The following is a 13,581-nucleotide window of genomic DNA, read 5'->3' on the forward strand; positions in this document are numbered from 1 at the left end:
GACATCCGGCGACCGGCGCCTCCCCGACCCGATACTCTCCGCCTCGTGGCTGAGATCCAGATTCCCGCTGACATCAAGCCCGCCGACGGCCGTTTCGGCGCGGGCCCCTCCAAGGTGCGTACGGAGGCGCTGGACGCCCTGGCCGCCACCGGCACCTCCCTCCTCGGCACGTCCCACCGCCAGGCTCCGGTCAAGAACCTGGTCGGCGAGGTACGTACCGGCATCTCCGACCTCTTCTCGCTGCCCGAGGGCTACGAGGTGATCCTGGGCAACGGCGGCTCCACCGCCTTCTGGGACGTCGCGACCCACGGTCTCATCGAGAACAAGTCGCAGCACCTCACCTTCGGCGAGTTCTCCTCCAAGTTCGCGAAGGCCGCCAAGCTGGCTCCCTGGCTTGCCGAGCCGACCGTGATCTCCTCCGACCCGGGCACCCACCCGGAGCCGGTGGCCGAGGCGGGCGCCGACGTCTACGCGTACACGCACAACGAGACCTCCACCGGTGTCGCCGCCCCGATCAAGCGGGTCGCGGGCGCCGACGAGGGCGCGCTCGTCCTGGTCGACGCGACCTCCGGCGCGGGCGGCCTCCCGGTCGACATCACCGAGACGGACGTCTACTACTTCGCCCCGCAGAAGTCCTTCGCCGCCGAGGGCGGCCTGTGGCTCGCAGCCTTCTCCCCGGCCGCCCTGGAGCGCGCGCAGAAGATCCACGACTCGGGCCGTCACATCCCCGAGTTCTTCTCCCTCCCCACGGCGATCGACAACTCGCTGAAGAACCAGACGTACAACACCCCGGCGCTCTCGACCCTCTTCCTGCTCAACGAGCAGCTGAAGTGGATCAACGGCCAGGGTGGTCTGGACTGGGCCGTGGCCCGGACGAAGGAGTCCTCGGACGCCCTCTACACGTGGGCCGAGGAGTCGAAGTACGCGACCCCGTTCGTCACCGACGCGGCGAAGCGCTCGCAGGTCATCGGCACGATCGACTTCGCGGACGAGATCGACGCGGCGGCGGTCGCGAAGGTGCTGCGCGCCAACGGGATCGTGGACACCGAGCCGTACCGGAAGCTGGGCCGCAACCAGCTGCGGATCGCGATGTTCCCGGCGATCGACCCGGCGGACGTGCGGGCGCTCACGGCCTGCATCGACTACGTCATCGGCCAGCTGTAACCGGAAGCCGTACGAAGGGCCCGGCGTCGGACACGACCGACTCCGGGCCCTTCGGCGTCCCTCGGGTCACCCCTTGCGGAACAGCCGCTTCAGGCCGACCACGAGGACCGTGGCGCCCGCGAGGACGAGGAAGCCGGTGGTGGCGCTCCCCTGGCCGTCCCCCTGGTTCTGCGCCGCCGGGGTCTTCGGCGCGCCCGGCGTCCGCGCGGTCGGCGAGTCCGAGGGGTGCTCCGGGTCCCGGTCGACCCGCACCACCCGGCTGTTCTTCCCCTCCGAGCCGAACATGAAGGCCGAGCCGTCCGGCGTGTACGTCACGGACTCCGCCTGACCCTGGAAGGGGGCCCCGATCGCCGTGCCGTCGTCGCCCGGGCGGCCGTCCTTCCAGGCGTACTCCTTGGCCATGAAGTAGCCGCGCAGGACGAGCCGGTCGCCGTCCGGCGAGAACGCGCCGTCCGTCACCCAGGGGACCTCCCCCACACGCCGGAAGACGTTCGTGTCGGACGAGGAGAGCCGCTCGGGGCCCGCGTACAGGCCGCCGCCGTCCTCGTTCTTGCTCGCGATGTACACCCGGCCGGTCTTCGGATGGACCATCAGGGCCTCGGCGTTGCGGGCCCCGTCGGCGTACTTCACGACGTACTGCTTCGCCTTGACGGTCTGGTCCTTCAGGGTCTCCGGCTCGGGGAAGCGGTAGATCCAGACGTGGTCCCAGGAGCCGTCGAGGTTGTCGCCGATGTCGCCGACGTAGATGTCGCCGTCCGGGCCGACGGAGATCCCCTCCATGTCACGGGGGGTGCCGACGCCGGCCATGGTGAGGGTGGCGACGGTCTTTCCCGTACGGGAGTCGACGCCGTAGATCAGGGGTGCGTCCTGGTCGTTGTGCGTCCAGTAGATCCCGGGGTGGGCGCGGCTCGCGGCGAGGCCGCTGGACTCGGTGATCCGGGGGTCCTGGATCGTGAAGTCCCGGTCGGGTTCCTGCCCTTCGGCACGGGCATGGCCGGCCGGGAGCAGCACGAGGGCGGCGGCCGCGCCGAGGGCGCACAGAGCAGATCGCATGGATCAAGCGTGCCACGGCGGCACGGAAACCCGGCCGACCAGCGCCGGGGGCCGATCGGGGGCGGCCGGGGCCTCGCGGGCCGACCCCACGGACGGGCCGCGCAAGCCGGCCCCACGCGCTGCCGGAAACCCGTTTGACCTACCCCCGGGCCGCTGTCATGGTCGCGCCCATGCCTACCTTTCCCGCCCCCGACGGCACCCTCCTCGCCCACCACGCGTCCGGTTCCGGCGCCCCGCTGGTCTGTCTGCCCGGCGGTCCCATGCAGGACTCCGCCTATCTGGGCGACCTCGGCGGGCTCGACGCCCACCGCACCCTGATCCGCCTCGACCTGCGGGGCACCGGCGGGTCCGCGGTGCCGGAGGACCCGGCCTCGTACCGCTGCGACCGGCAGGTCGAGGACGTCGAGGCGCTGCGCGTGCACCTGGGGCTCGACACGATCGACCTCCTCGGGCACTCGGCGGGCGCCAACCTGGCCGCGCTGTACACGGCCCGGTACCCGGAGCGGGTGGCCCGTCTGGTCCTCCTCACCCCGGGCACGGCGGCCGTCGGGCTCGACACGAGCGGCGAGGAGCGGCTCGCGGCGGCCCGGCAGCCGTGGCGGGAGCGGGAGCCGTGGTTCGGTCCGGCGTACGCGGCGCTCGGGGAGCTGGCGGCGGGGCGCGGTTCGGCGGAGGCCTTCCAGGCGATCGCGCCGTTCTTCCACGGGACCTGGGACGAGGCGGCTCGGGAGCGGCACGCCGAGAGCCACCGGCAGCGGAACGGCGAGGCCGCGGGGGCCTACGCCGGCGAGGGCGCCTTCGAACCGGCGGCCACGCGCGCGGTGTTCGCGGAGTTCGGCCGTCCGGTGCTGGTCGTGGCCGGGGAGGGCGACGCGAACACGCCGGTGCCGACGGCAACGGCGTACGCGGAGCTGTTCCCGAAGGCCGAGCTCGCTGTCCTGGCGGGGGCGGGGCACTTCCCGTGGCACGACGACGCGGAGTGGCTCGCGACGACGGTGAACACCTTCCTGCGGTAGGCGCTGGTGTCCCGGATCACGTCGCAGCTCCGGGACACCGTCCGCAATGATGTGACCATGCGTTTTCTGTTCGTCGGCGACAGCATGACCATCGGACGCGCCGGCGACTGGACCTGGCGCTACCGCATGTGGGAGCACCTGGAGGCCACGCTTCCGAGCGGGTACGAGATCGTCGGCCCGCGCTCCGGCCTGTACGACCCCGCCACCGACGCGGCGTCGTCGGAGGCGTACCCCGACCCCGCGTTCCCCGCCGACGCCCGGCGGCATCTGGCCGGCTGGGGCGAGGGCTGGCTGCACATGGCGCCGTTGATCGGCGGGACCGTCACGGCGACGGGGGCGGACGTCCTGCTGATCTCCCTCGGCCTGATCGACCTGGGCTTCTACACGAACAGCGACCAGACCGAGGAGAACGTCCGGGCGTTCGTGGCGGCGGCCCGGGCCGCGAACCCGCACGTGAGGGCCGTCCTCCTGCCGGTCATCCCCAACGTCCGCGCCGGGTACGACGCCCCGTTCGCCGCCGAGTGCGCCCGCTTCAACGAGCTCCTCGCGAAGGCGGTCGCCGACCTGGACACGGCCGCCTCGCCGCTGCTGCTCGCGACGATCCCGGAGTCGTACGACCTCGGGACCGACACGTACGACGGCACGCACCCCGGCCCGAGCGGCGAGCACAAGCTGGCCGGCGCCTTCGCCGACGCGATGCACCAGGCGTGGGGCCTGGGCGGCCCCTACGGGGTGCACGGGGTGTACGGGGTCAGGCCGCTCGCGTGAGCCGGTTGGCGAACGTCGACAGCGTGTACGCCCCGATGCCGAGGACGACCTCCAGGGCGTTGCGGCGGGTGTGGCCGGCCTTCTCGAAGGCGGCGAGGTCCTCGTCGGTGACCGCGCCCGAGGAGGCGAGGACCTGGAGCGTGAACTTCCTTACCGCGGAGAGGCGTTCGGCGTCGGGTGCGGGCCCGAGGGCGGCCATCTTGGCCTCGTGCATGTCGACGCAGAGGTGACACTGGTTGCGCTCGGCGACGGTCAGGACGACGGTCTCGCGGGAGTGCGGGTCGAGGGTGGTGGACTCGAAGATCGCGCTGAGCTTGAGGAAGCCGTCGAGGGTCTCCGGGGAGGTCTCCTTGAGGAGGGCGACGGCGGCGGCGGTGCGGGCGGACATGTCGAGCGGTGCGGACAAGGCGGTTCCCCCAGGGTGGACGGACTAGAATAGACAACATGGTTGACCATGTCGCTGGAGAAAACGTAAACCAGGTTGTCGATATGGGCAAGGGGGTACCCGTGCGCGACACGCCCGGGTACGAACTCCCCCTGCTCCTCTTCGGCGGCTTCCGCACCCTCATCGACCGGCTCCACGCCCGCCTCGCCGACGAGGGCCACCCCGAGATGCGCCCCGCCCACGGCTTCGCCATGCAGGCCATCGGGGTGCACGGCGCCACCGCGAGCGACATCGGGCGGCGCCTCGGCGTCTCCAAGCAGGCCGCCGGCAAGACCGTCGACCGGCTGCTCGCCGTCGGCTACGCCGAGCGCGCCGACGACCCCGCCGACGCCCGCCGCAAACTCGTCCGGCTCACCCCGCGCGGATACGACGCCCTCGCCCGCTCCGCCGCGATCTTCGACGACCTGCGGGCGGAATGGATCGCCGCCCTCGGCCCGGACCGCGTCCGGGACATGGAGGCGGCCCTGCGGAACGTCGTCCCCGAGGAGACGGCGTTCCGCCTGGACGCCACGAGCTGGCTGGGCACGCCCTGAGTCATCCCCAAGGGATCACCAGGCGAAGGCCTCCGGAGACGGCCCCGGCCCCGGGAAGACCTCGTCGAGCCCGGCGAGGACCTCCTCGCTCAGCTCGAGCTCCAGCGCACGCAGCGCGCCCGCCAGCTGCTCGGGGGTGCGGGGCCCGACGATCGGACCGGTGACGCCGGGCCGGGTCAGCAGCCACGCCAGAGCCGTCTCACCGGGCTGGAGGCCGTGCTTGTCGAGCAGGTCCTCGTACGCCTGGAGCTGCGCCCGCACCACCGGGTCGGCGAGCGTCGCCGCCGCGCGCCCCTCCGTGCGCCGCTTGCCCTCGATCTCCTTCTTCAGGACGCCGCCGAGGAGGCCGCCGTGCAGCGGCGACCAGGGGATGACCCCGAGGCCGTACTCCTGCGCGGCCGGGATCACCTCCATCTCGGCGCGCCGCTCGAAGAGGTTGTAGAGGCACTGCTCGCTGACGAGCCCGACCGAGCCGCGCCGGGCGGCGACCTCGTTGGCCTGGGCGATCTTGTAGCCGGGGAAGTTGGAGGACCCGGCGTAGAGCACCTTGCCCTGCTGGATGAGAACGTCGACGGCCTGCCAGATCTCCTCGAAGGGAGTGGCACGGTCGACGTGGTGGAACTGGTAGACGTCGATGTAGTCGGTACCGAGCCGCTTGAGACTGGCCTCGACGGCCCGGCGGATGTTGAGCGCCGAGAGCTTGTCGTGGTTCGGCCAGGCCTCACCGTCGGGGCCCATGTTCCCGTACACCTTGGTGGCGAGGACCGTACGGTCACGGCGGCCGTCGCCCTTGGCGAACCAGGAGCCGATGATCGACTCCGTCCGCCCCTTGTTCTCCGCCCACCCGTAGACGTTCGCGGTGTCTACGAAGTTCAGACCTGCGTCGAGCGCGGCATCCAGGATGCCGTGGCTGGTCGGTTCGTCTGTCTGCGGACCGAAGTTCATCGTGCCGAGGACGAGTCGGCTGACCTTGAGTCCCGTGCGTCCGAGCTGCGTGTACTTCATGAGGCACAAGCCAACTGCTTCGAGCCCACTCCAAGCAAGAGCCGATCGCTCAGCCGCCCATTTATGCGACAACGCACATAGTCGCGTTTCCGCATAGACGGCGTATCGGCCCCGCTCGTACGGTCGTGACGACCGGCCCGCAGAGGGCTCGCAAGAGGGGGTTCAGCATGGCGCGCGAAGAACTCACACGGCTTACCGGCAACACCAACGGCGGCAACTGCGGACAGGGAGACTGCCCGAACGTCTACCGCACCGAATCCGGCTCGTTCGTCGTCCAGGGCGACGTCTCCACCGCCTTCACCCCGCCCGCCGGGGAAGGGCTCGTGGAGATCCCCGAAGAAGTCCTGAGGGAGGCCGTCCGTGCTCTTGGATGGTGAAGCCTGGTCGGACAAGTTCAAGACGTTCCAGACCGAAGCCTGGCGGCTGGAGACCCTGCCGCAGTACCTCGTACCGCAGGAAGCAGAGGAGTTCGCCGCATTCAAGGCGGGGGCCCGCTTCCCCGGCCCGTACGAGGACGCGTGGATGGCCATGGTCCGCACCCGCACCGTGGGCCGCGTCCACATCGTCACCCGGCCGCTCGCGGACTACCTGCGGTTCGAGTTCGAGCGGTACTACCGGCACCAGGCCCCGGCGGGGGAAGATATCCGCATTCTCGACATCACCGACCGGCCGAACCCGCTCCCCGACGTCCAGGACTTCTGGATGTTCGACCGCACCACGGTCGTCCTCATGCACTACCACCCGGACGGCAGACAGATCAGCCGCGAACTGCACGAGGGTGACCCTGCCCCGTTCGTCGAGTACCAACGGATCGCCGTAGAGGCGTCCGTGCCCTTCCTGGAGTACGTCCGCCGTTGAGTGTCGAACCCGAGGAGCTGGGTCAGTCGGGTGAGGAACTGGCGGCCCTGCTGAAGGCGGTACGCAAGCGGTCCGGGCTCACAGGAACCCGGATCGCCGCCCGCTGCACCATGTCCCAGTCCAAGATCAGCCGTATCGAGAACGGCAAGGTCCGCCCGTCCCTGGTGGACGTGGAGCAGTTCCTCCGCGCCTGCGACGCGCCCCCGGCACTCGTCGCGCAGGTCATGGCAATGGCCAGGCTGGCGAACACGGAGTGGCAGGGCGCCCGGGGCATGCGCCGCAAGGGCCTGGACAAGAAGCAGTTCGAACTTGCCGGCCTCGAATCGACCTCGACCGAGTTTCGGTTCTTCTTGCTCTCGATGATCACGGGACTTCTCTCGACTCCCGAGTACATCCGGGCCAGCCTCGCCCACATCCCCGGCGACCACTCCAAGACGATCGCCAAGAAGCTGGAGCGGCAACAGGTCCTCTACGACCGCTCCAAGCGGTTCACTTTCCTCCTCACTGAGCAGGCCGTCCGCTGGCCCCTGGTCGACCCCGACGCTCACGCGGTTCAGACCGACCACCTGGCCTCGCTCACGCACCTCCCGAACGTTCGCCTCGGCGTCATCCCCATGACCGCGCCGACCGGCCCGGCACCGCTCAACACGTTCACCATCTACGACGACCGCATAGCCACCGTGGAGCTGTCGTCCGGGGTCATGGTCTTCCGTGACCCCCGCGACGTGATGGGCCACCTCGAAGAGTTCGGGCACCTGGAAGCGCGGGCCCTGTTCGGCCAGGACGCACGTACCTTCCTGGGGGATTGCGCCGACGCCCTGCGGTGATCTTTAGTCCAGGACGCGCATGATCCGCCTACAGCACCGCCGGCCCGTGAAGGATTCCGCACCGAACGCCAGGCGACAGCGAAAGGTGCGGACATGGCGACGGCACTGGACAAGGTGACGGACGAGTACGGGACCTACGCCCCGAAGGGCTCGACCTGCCTCGTCTGCAAGCAGGAGATCAAGAGGTCGGAGCGCGTCCGGCGCGGCTACCTGCGCCCCGAAGGCGACGAGTCGGGCGACATGACGGCGGTCTACCACCACAGCCCGCAGTGCCCGGCCTGATGGTCACACGTAAGGACATCGGACACCTCGTCCAGGACGGGCACGGTCGTACCGGAGTGCTGACTGACCTGATCCCGGACTACGAGGACCCGGCGAAGATGCCTGCCGACCGCAGGAAGCAGCGCATGGCGTTCGTACGGCCCGAGCGCGGCGGCGTGGAGTGGCTGGTTCCCTCAAAGGACGTCAGCCGCTTACAGCCCTGAGACTCCCACCCCCACCGTGCGGACACCGACGCGCGGCGGGGGTGGGTCACCAACACACCAGCGAAAGGACATCCACCATCCCTGATCTTGCGTGGGTATCCCCGGCTTCAGCCGGGGAGGGAAACGCATCCTCGCCCCGGAGCCGCGCGACGGCGGAGTTCGCTTCGGCTCCGGGGCGACGGTCAGGCGGGCCGTTTCCGGCCCCCGGTGTACTGCCGCGTCGCGGGCAGCGGCGCACGGCCGAAGGAGCGTGCGAAGCCGGGTGGGGCGATCTTCGGCGTGGCGACTTGTCGCCAGGGGGTCCGTTGCTGCCGGTGGACCGCATTATGGTGGCGGCGAGGGGGTGGGCTGGATGATCCGTGCGTACAAGTTCCTCATGCGGCCCACCGTGGGCCAGACGATCGCGCTCGGCGAGATGCTGCGCGATCACTGCTCCCTCTACAACGGGGCCTTGCAGGAACGCCGCGACGCCTACCGGCACGTCTCCAAGACGAGCGTCAAGTACGGGCAGCAGTCTGCGCAGCTCAAGGAGATCCGGGCCTTCGATCCGGAGCGCCAAGGGCGTTGGTCGTTCTCCAGCCAGCAGGCCACTTTGCGCCGCCTGGACAAGGCATTCCAAGCGTTCTTCCGCCGGGTCAAGGCCGGGGAGAAGTCGGGTTACCCCCGCTTCCGTGGGGTGAACTGGTTCGACACGGTGGACTTCCCGAAGGACGGGGACGGCTGCCGGTGGGACTCCACCCCGCACGACCCGGTCGCCCGGGTCCGCTTCCAGGGCGTCGGGCACGTCAAGGTCAACCAGCACCGGCCCGTGGTCGGCAAGGTCAAGACCGTCAGCATCAAGCGCGAAGGCCGACGCTGGTACGTCGTCCTGACCGCCGAACAGACCGAGCCCGAGCCGCTCCCCAGGACGGGCAGCGTGGTCGGCATCGACCTGGGCATAGCCGACTTCCTCGCCGACTCCAACGGCGCCTTCGTGCCCAACCCGCGCCACGGCCGGAAGGCCGCCGCGAAACTCGAATCCGCACAACGGGCATTGTCGAAGTTCCCTGTCCGCCGCGACCGCCGCACCAACAACCACCAGCGGGCCGTTCAGCGCGTCGCCGACCTGCACCGCAAGGTCCGGCGCCAGCGCCTCGACCACGCGCACAAGACCGCTCTTGACCTCGTACGCGAACACGACTTCATCGCGCACGAAGACCTCAAGATCCGCAACATGGTCAAGGCCCCCACACCGAAGCCCGACCCCGACCAGCCGGGCGCCTTTCTGCCCAACGGGGCGGCGGCCAAGGCCGGGCTCAACCACTCGATCTCGGATGCCGGATGGGGGGTGTTCCTGACGATCCTGCACGCCAAGGCTGAAAGCGCCGGACGGGAAGTGATCGCCGTGGACCCCCGCAACACCTCCCGGACCTGCCCCGAATGCGGGCACATCTCAGCGGAGAACCGGCCCACCCAGGAGAAGTTCCACTGCGTCTCGTGCGGCCACAGCGCGCACGCGGACACGGTGGGCGCCCTGAACGTCCTACGGGCCGGGCTGGTCCGTCGCGACGCCAACCCGGCATAGCGAGAAGCCCCCACGTTCACGTGGGGGAGGAGTCACGATGGCGTGACTGGTGGCTTCGTCCGTCTGCGGTCCGAAGTTCATCGTCCCGAGGACGAGTCGGCTGACCTTGAGTCCGGTGCGTCCGAGCTGCGTGTACTCCATGGCCGCCAAGCCAACTGCTTCGAGCGCACTCGAAGCAAGGTCTTTCCCACGGCGTGGCAGGGACGGACGTACGAGCGACCGACGGGGGGTACGAGAGGCCGCCGGGGGTACGAGGGGCTACTGACCGACCACCGACGCCACGGCGATGATCGCGAACATCAGGACGAGAGCGCCGGCCATGATCATGTTTCGAGTCTTCGGATCCACCCGTCGAGGTTAACCCGAGAGCCCCTCCCGCCCCTCAAGGGGCCAGGCGCCGACCGTCTCGTACCGGGGCTGCTCCCCCGGCACCCCGCGCACCGGCAGGTTCGACCGGACGAGCGCCAGCTCGGCCACCTGCCACCGCCGCCCCTCGAAGGACGCGAGCTCGTCCACGAACGGGCGAAGGGAAAGACCTCCCTCCCGCGCCCGGCCGACGGTCAGGTGCCCCTGGTAGCGCCGGTGCTCGTCCATCGCGACCCCGGCCCGGCGCGCGGCGGCGTCCGACCGCTCGGCGAGGAGCCGCAGCGTGTCCAGATCCCCGGCGACCCCGGCCCACAGGGCCCGCCGCCCGAAGTGCCCGCCGCCGTGCAGCCGCAGCGGGAACGGCGCCGTCCGGTGCGCGGCCCGCTCCATCCGCACCAGCAGCTCGGGCAGCAGCTCCTCCTCGACCTCCCCCATGAAGGCGAGCGTGAGGTGCCAGCCGGGCCGCGAGGTCCAGCGGATCCCGTCCGCACCGGGCAGCCGGCGCAGCCGGGCGACGACCCCGCCCAGCTGGTCCAGCTGCTCCGACGGCGGCACGACGGCGGCGAAGAGCCTCATGGGGAAAGTCTGACAGGAGAACGGGGTCGCCGGTCGGGTCAGGAGACCTGCTGGACGGCCCCGCCGCTCCAGGTCGTCCCCGTGCCGGCCTCGGTCGTCGTGCGGGGCTTGAACGGGGCCTTCCAGTCACCCGTACCGGCGTAGAAGTACGCGGCGCCCGCCGCCGTCCGGGCGTACACGTCGGGACGGCCGTCCTTGTTGCCGTCACCGATGCCGACGACGTCCGCGTACGCGTTCCAGCCGCCGCCGATCCGCGTGCGGGGCGCGAACGTGCCGTCGCCCTTGCCGAGGTACAGCCAGAGCACCCCGTCCTTGTCGCGGGCCACGAGATCACCGGCCGGTCCACCGCCGACGTTCCCCACGGCCGTGATCTGGTTGTAGATCCCCCAGCCGAAGCCGGTCTTCTTCCGCGGAGCGAACGGAGCCGTGGTGGAACCGGTCGCCTTGTAGAGGTACAGGTCCCCCGCCTTGTCGACGGCGACCAGATCGGCCCGCCCGTCACCCGTCAGATCGCTGCCGCCGGTGAACTGGGTGTACGTGTTCCACCCGCCGCCGATCCGCACCCGGGACTCGTAGCCCACACGGGTGTCGCTGCCGGTGCCGCGGTGGAGCCAGAGGACCCCGTCCCGGTCGCGGGTGACCAGGTCGGCGGCGTTCGAACCGGCGAGGTCACCCGCGGCCTCCACCCGGTCGTAGACGTTCCAGCCGCGCAACTCGTTGGTGTTGTACTTCCGGGGGACGAGCCGTCCCGCGGCGTCGTCCCAGCGCGTGCCGATCTGTTCGAGGTAGCCGTCCTTGTCCCGCGCGACCAGATCCGGCGCCCCGTCGTCGTCGAAGTCGTGCGCCTGGGGGGAGCGGGTGACGGTGAGGGTGCCGGACGTGGTGACCGACGGCATCCCGTTCCACGGCCGGGCGGTGACCGTCCAGTCGTACGCGCCGTTGGGGGCGGCCTTCGGGTCCCAGTCGTCCCCCACCTCGCCGGTCCAGTCGAACCCGAGGGTTCCGTCCGGGTACGCCCCGGTCCCGGACGCGGGCCGCACGACCGTCCGGAAACTCTCCGGCGACTCCTTGCGCCGCAGCTCGACGGTGAGGTCCGCCCGCGTCGTGGAGAACTTCCAGGACAGACGGGCCTTGGCGACTCCGTCCAGGTCGACGGTGACCGGGGCGCCCCCGACGTACGCCAGGGGGCCGGCCCCGTCGTTCGGTTCGCCGGTGGGGGCGATCAGCGAGGCGGTCGGCTTCCCGTCCGCGCCGAGCGCGACCCGGTAGACGCCCGCGCCGTGGGCGGCGGTGGTGCCGAGGACGAGGAGGGTGCCGTCGGGGCCCTGGGTGGCGCTCTCGGCGTGGTCGAGGAGCTTGACCGTCGACCCGTCCTTCAGGGAGCGGGCCGAGAAGGCGTGCCACGGGGTGGCGTTCCCGGTGGTGGCGCCCCACAGGAACCAGTCGCCCAGCAGTCCGCCGGTGATCTTCTGCGAGTCGTCGGGCCCGAGCGGGGTCCGCACGACCTCGTTCTGTCCCCGTACGGCCGCGGCGAGGACCAGCTCGCCGCCGGTGTGCTCCGTCCACGCCATGCGGGTCGGCGAGAGGAAGGAGGCGGACAGCCAACGGGAGTCCGGGTCCAGCCGGTAGCGGCCCGTCTCCCGCCCCTCGGCCACGTCGACGACCACGAGCGCGTCGTACTGGTAGTACTCGTTGAAGGTCAGCGCGACCGCCGTGCCGGGCAGGGTGCCGGGCATCCAATAGGGCTCCCTGTACCCGTCGCCCACCGTGCGGACGGTCGGCCGCCCGCCGTTCACGTCGACCAGCTTCAGCTTCTGACCGTCGCTGACCAGAAGCGTCGTCCCCACGGCGCCGCTGAGCATCCCGAAGGTCTCCCGGCTCGCCGCCAGGTCGAGGGTGACGGGAGCGGCGCCGGTCGCCATGTCGTACACCCGCACGGTCGAGGTGTAGATCACCTCGGCCCCTGCCTCGTTCACCTCGTGCCCGACCACGACGATGTCCGAGCCGGGCCCGCCACCGACGACGTAGTCGCCCGCGCGCTTGTCGATGACCTTCGACACCCCGTCCGCGTAGCGCGTCCAGCGGGCCCGGCCGTCGGCGTCCTCCGACAGGAAGCCGGTCTTCCCGGCGTTGACCAGCTCACCGCCCGAGGCCAGGAACGGCACCTGGATCGGCGCGGTGGCGGTCGCGGCGGCCGGAGCCACCGCCGCCTGCGCGGGAGCGGCCGTGGCCGTGGCCGTCGGCCCGACGAACGGCGTCACGGCGGCCACCGCCAGGACGACCCCCACCGACATCGAGACACGGCGCGACAAAGCAGTACGCAAGGTGTGTTCCCTCCCCAACCCCATGGATACGTCCGTTACGACTCCCCACCCCGCCGGAAGGTTGTACGACTACCCTCGGCCGGATGAAGATCCGGAAGGGCGGGGCGGAGGACCTCCCCGCGATACTCGCGATACTCGACAGCGCCGTGGTGTGGCTCAACGGCAAGGGGATCACCGCCCAGTGGGGCACGGAGTCGTTCTCCGGGCGGCCGAAGGCGGTGGAGCAGGTCGAGCGGACGATGTCCGAGGGCGACCCGTGGATCGTCGAGATCGACGGCGTCCCGGCGGGCACGATGACGCTGACCCCGCACCCCGGCCAGTACATCGAGCCCGCCGACGAGCCGGAGGTGTACGTCCGCCTCCTGGCGACCGACGCGCGCTTCCACGGCCACGGGGTGGGAGCGGCCCTCCTGAAACACGCGGAGGCGGAGACCCTGCGCCAGGGGGTGTCCCTCCTCCGGGTGGACTGCTTCGCCGGCAGCGAGGGCCGCCTGATCGCGTACTACGAGCGCCAGGGCTTCACCCGCACCGAGGAGTTCGTGGTCGGCGACTGGCCGGGGCAGGTCCTGGAGCGGCGGTTCCGATGAGTCGGAGGGT

The 13,581-nt window shown here is 70.8% G+C and carries 16 protein-coding genes and 1 pseudogene; 11 read left to right on the forward strand and 6 right to left on the reverse strand.

The features are described 5' to 3' along the window. Positions 1 to 45 precede the first annotated feature (45 nt). Positions 46 to 1,164: a phosphoserine transaminase gene (gene serC, locus ACFYX3_RS04535; RefSeq protein ID WP_376585708.1), complete on the forward strand. Its 1,119-nt coding sequence runs from the start codon at positions 46 to 48 to the stop codon at positions 1,162 to 1,164. A gap of 66 nt (positions 1,165 to 1,230) precedes the next feature. On the opposite strand, the gene ACFYX3_RS04540 is transcribed toward serC, so the two are convergent. Continuing rightward, positions 1,231 to 2,217 carry a WD40 repeat domain-containing protein gene (locus ACFYX3_RS04540; RefSeq protein ID WP_389007847.1) on the reverse strand — a complete coding sequence of 329 codons (987 nt, stop codon included), beginning with the start codon at positions 2,215 to 2,217 and terminating at the stop codon, positions 1,231 to 1,233. A gap of 170 nt (positions 2,218 to 2,387) precedes the next feature. On the opposite strand from ACFYX3_RS04540, the gene ACFYX3_RS04545 reads away from it, so the two are divergent. Together ACFYX3_RS04545 and ACFYX3_RS04550 are read left to right on the forward strand one after the other, a co-directional pair. Beyond that, positions 2,388 to 3,233: an alpha/beta fold hydrolase gene (locus ACFYX3_RS04545; protein ID WP_389007849.1), complete on the forward strand. Its 846-nt coding sequence runs from the start codon at positions 2,388 to 2,390 to the stop codon at positions 3,231 to 3,233. Between the two features lie 57 nt (positions 3,234 to 3,290). Beyond that, complete coding sequence (locus ACFYX3_RS04550) at positions 3,291 to 4,001, forward strand: GDSL-type esterase/lipase family protein (RefSeq protein ID WP_389007851.1); 711 nt, start codon at positions 3,291 to 3,293, stop codon at positions 3,999 to 4,001. Here the strand turns inward: ACFYX3_RS04550 and ACFYX3_RS04555 are convergent. Beyond that, positions 3,985 to 4,389, reverse strand: a complete 405-nt coding sequence (locus ACFYX3_RS04555) for a carboxymuconolactone decarboxylase family protein (RefSeq protein WP_389008117.1) — start codon at positions 4,387 to 4,389, stop codon at positions 3,985 to 3,987. The genes ACFYX3_RS04550 and ACFYX3_RS04555 overlap by 17 nt on opposite strands. A gap of 101 nt (positions 4,390 to 4,490) precedes the next feature. Between ACFYX3_RS04555 and ACFYX3_RS04560 the strand changes: the two genes are divergently transcribed. Further along, positions 4,491 to 4,979: a MarR family winged helix-turn-helix transcriptional regulator gene (locus ACFYX3_RS04560; protein WP_389007853.1), complete on the forward strand. Its 489-nt coding sequence runs from the start codon at positions 4,491 to 4,493 to the stop codon at positions 4,977 to 4,979. 15 nt (positions 4,980 to 4,994) lie between these two features. Here ACFYX3_RS04560 and ACFYX3_RS04565 read toward each other — a convergent pair whose 3' ends face one another. Further along, on the reverse strand, positions 4,995 to 5,984 hold the full coding sequence (locus ACFYX3_RS04565) for an aldo/keto reductase (RefSeq protein WP_389007855.1): 990 nt from the start codon (positions 5,982 to 5,984) through the stop codon (positions 4,995 to 4,997). A gap of 167 nt (positions 5,985 to 6,151) precedes the next feature. On the opposite strand from ACFYX3_RS04565, the gene ACFYX3_RS04570 reads away from it, so the two are divergent. The 6 genes from ACFYX3_RS04570 (at position 6,152) to ACFYX3_RS04595 (ending at position 9,718) form a co-directional block, all read left to right on the forward strand. After that, positions 6,152 to 6,361, forward strand: coding sequence for a hypothetical protein (locus ACFYX3_RS04570; RefSeq protein WP_389007857.1), 210 nt, complete (start codon positions 6,152 to 6,154; stop codon positions 6,359 to 6,361). Continuing rightward, entirely contained in the window at positions 6,345 to 6,842 is a 498-nt protein-coding gene (locus ACFYX3_RS04575; protein ID WP_389007859.1) for a DUF6879 family protein, read from the forward strand. Before ACFYX3_RS04570 ends, ACFYX3_RS04575 begins: the two co-directional genes overlap by 17 nt. Continuing rightward, the gene (locus ACFYX3_RS04580; RefSeq protein ID WP_389007861.1) at positions 6,839 to 7,669 is read left to right on the forward strand and encodes a helix-turn-helix domain-containing protein; all 831 of its coding nucleotides are present in this window, start codon (positions 6,839 to 6,841) and stop codon (positions 7,667 to 7,669) included. Before ACFYX3_RS04575 ends, ACFYX3_RS04580 begins: the two co-directional genes overlap by 4 nt. 93 nt (positions 7,670 to 7,762) lie before the next feature. After that, positions 7,763 to 7,951 carry a hypothetical protein gene (locus ACFYX3_RS04585; RefSeq protein ID WP_389007863.1) on the forward strand — a complete coding sequence of 63 codons (189 nt, stop codon included), beginning with the start codon at positions 7,763 to 7,765 and terminating at the stop codon, positions 7,949 to 7,951. Further along, on the forward strand, positions 7,951 to 8,154 hold the full coding sequence (locus ACFYX3_RS04590; protein WP_389007865.1) for a hypothetical protein: 204 nt from the start codon (positions 7,951 to 7,953) through the stop codon (positions 8,152 to 8,154). The genes ACFYX3_RS04585 and ACFYX3_RS04590 overlap by 1 nt, the downstream gene beginning before the upstream one ends. A gap of 352 nt (positions 8,155 to 8,506) precedes the next feature. Continuing rightward, positions 8,507 to 9,718, forward strand: coding sequence for an RNA-guided endonuclease InsQ/TnpB family protein (locus ACFYX3_RS04595; protein WP_389007867.1), 1,212 nt, complete (start codon positions 8,507 to 8,509; stop codon positions 9,716 to 9,718). 33 nt (positions 9,719 to 9,751) lie between these two features. Here the strand turns inward: ACFYX3_RS04595 and ACFYX3_RS04600 are convergent. The 3 genes and pseudogenes from ACFYX3_RS04600 to ACFYX3_RS04610 all read right to left on the reverse strand — a co-directional run. After that, positions 9,752 to 9,919: pseudogene (locus ACFYX3_RS04600) on the reverse strand (aldo/keto reductase); the annotation flags it as partial. A 156-nt stretch (positions 9,920 to 10,075) separates the two neighbouring features. Next, positions 10,076 to 10,660 (reverse strand): RNA 2',3'-cyclic phosphodiesterase, encoded by a 585-nt coding sequence (gene thpR, locus ACFYX3_RS04605; RefSeq protein WP_376585691.1) that lies wholly within the window; start codon positions 10,658 to 10,660, stop codon positions 10,076 to 10,078. A gap of 38 nt (positions 10,661 to 10,698) precedes the next feature. Then, positions 10,699 to 12,984, reverse strand: coding sequence for an FG-GAP repeat domain-containing protein (locus ACFYX3_RS04610; protein ID WP_389007870.1), 2,286 nt, complete (start codon positions 12,982 to 12,984; stop codon positions 10,699 to 10,701). 83 nt (positions 12,985 to 13,067) lie between these two features. Between ACFYX3_RS04610 and ACFYX3_RS04615 the strand changes: the two genes are divergently transcribed. After that, positions 13,068 to 13,571: a GNAT family N-acetyltransferase gene (locus tag ACFYX3_RS04615; RefSeq protein WP_389007872.1), complete on the forward strand. Its 504-nt coding sequence runs from the start codon at positions 13,068 to 13,070 to the stop codon at positions 13,569 to 13,571. Positions 13,572 to 13,581 lie beyond the last annotated feature (10 nt).

It is taken from the genome of Streptomyces sp. NPDC002463, from assembly GCF_042889835.1.
Taxonomy (GTDB): domain Bacteria; phylum Actinomycetota; class Actinomycetes; order Streptomycetales; family Streptomycetaceae; genus Streptomyces; species Streptomyces nymphaeiformis.

Bases quoted from the DNA above. Each gene is read 5' to 3' on its own strand.
- ACFYX3_RS04590 (WP_389007865.1), top strand. From the start codon at position 7,951: ATGGTCACACGTAAGGACATCGGACACCTCGTCCAGGACGGGCACGGT.
- thpR (WP_376585691.1), bottom strand. From the start codon at position 10,660: ATGAGGCTCTTCGCCGCCGTCGTGCCGCCGTCGGAGCAGCTGGACCAG.
- ACFYX3_RS04595 (WP_389007867.1), top strand. From the start codon at position 8,507: ATGATCCGTGCGTACAAGTTCCTCATGCGGCCCACCGTGGGCCAGACG.
- ACFYX3_RS04550 (WP_389007851.1), top strand. From the start codon at position 3,291: ATGCGTTTTCTGTTCGTCGGCGACAGCATGACCATCGGACGCGCCGGC.
- ACFYX3_RS04540 (WP_389007847.1), bottom strand. From the start codon at position 2,217: ATGCGATCTGCTCTGTGCGCCCTCGGCGCGGCCGCCGCCCTCGTGCTG.
- ACFYX3_RS04565 (WP_389007855.1), bottom strand. From the start codon at position 5,984: ATGAAGTACACGCAGCTCGGACGCACGGGACTCAAGGTCAGCCGACTC.
- ACFYX3_RS04560 (WP_389007853.1), top strand. From the start codon at position 4,491: ATGGGCAAGGGGGTACCCGTGCGCGACACGCCCGGGTACGAACTCCCC.
- ACFYX3_RS04570 (WP_389007857.1), top strand. From the start codon at position 6,152: ATGGCGCGCGAAGAACTCACACGGCTTACCGGCAACACCAACGGCGGC.
- ACFYX3_RS04555 (WP_389008117.1), bottom strand. From the start codon at position 4,389: ATGTCCGCCCGCACCGCCGCCGCCGTCGCCCTCCTCAAGGAGACCTCC.
- ACFYX3_RS04615 (WP_389007872.1), top strand. From the start codon at position 13,068: ATGAAGATCCGGAAGGGCGGGGCGGAGGACCTCCCCGCGATACTCGCG.
- ACFYX3_RS04545 (WP_389007849.1), top strand. From the start codon at position 2,388: ATGCCTACCTTTCCCGCCCCCGACGGCACCCTCCTCGCCCACCACGCG.
- ACFYX3_RS04585 (WP_389007863.1), top strand. From the start codon at position 7,763: ATGGCGACGGCACTGGACAAGGTGACGGACGAGTACGGGACCTACGCC.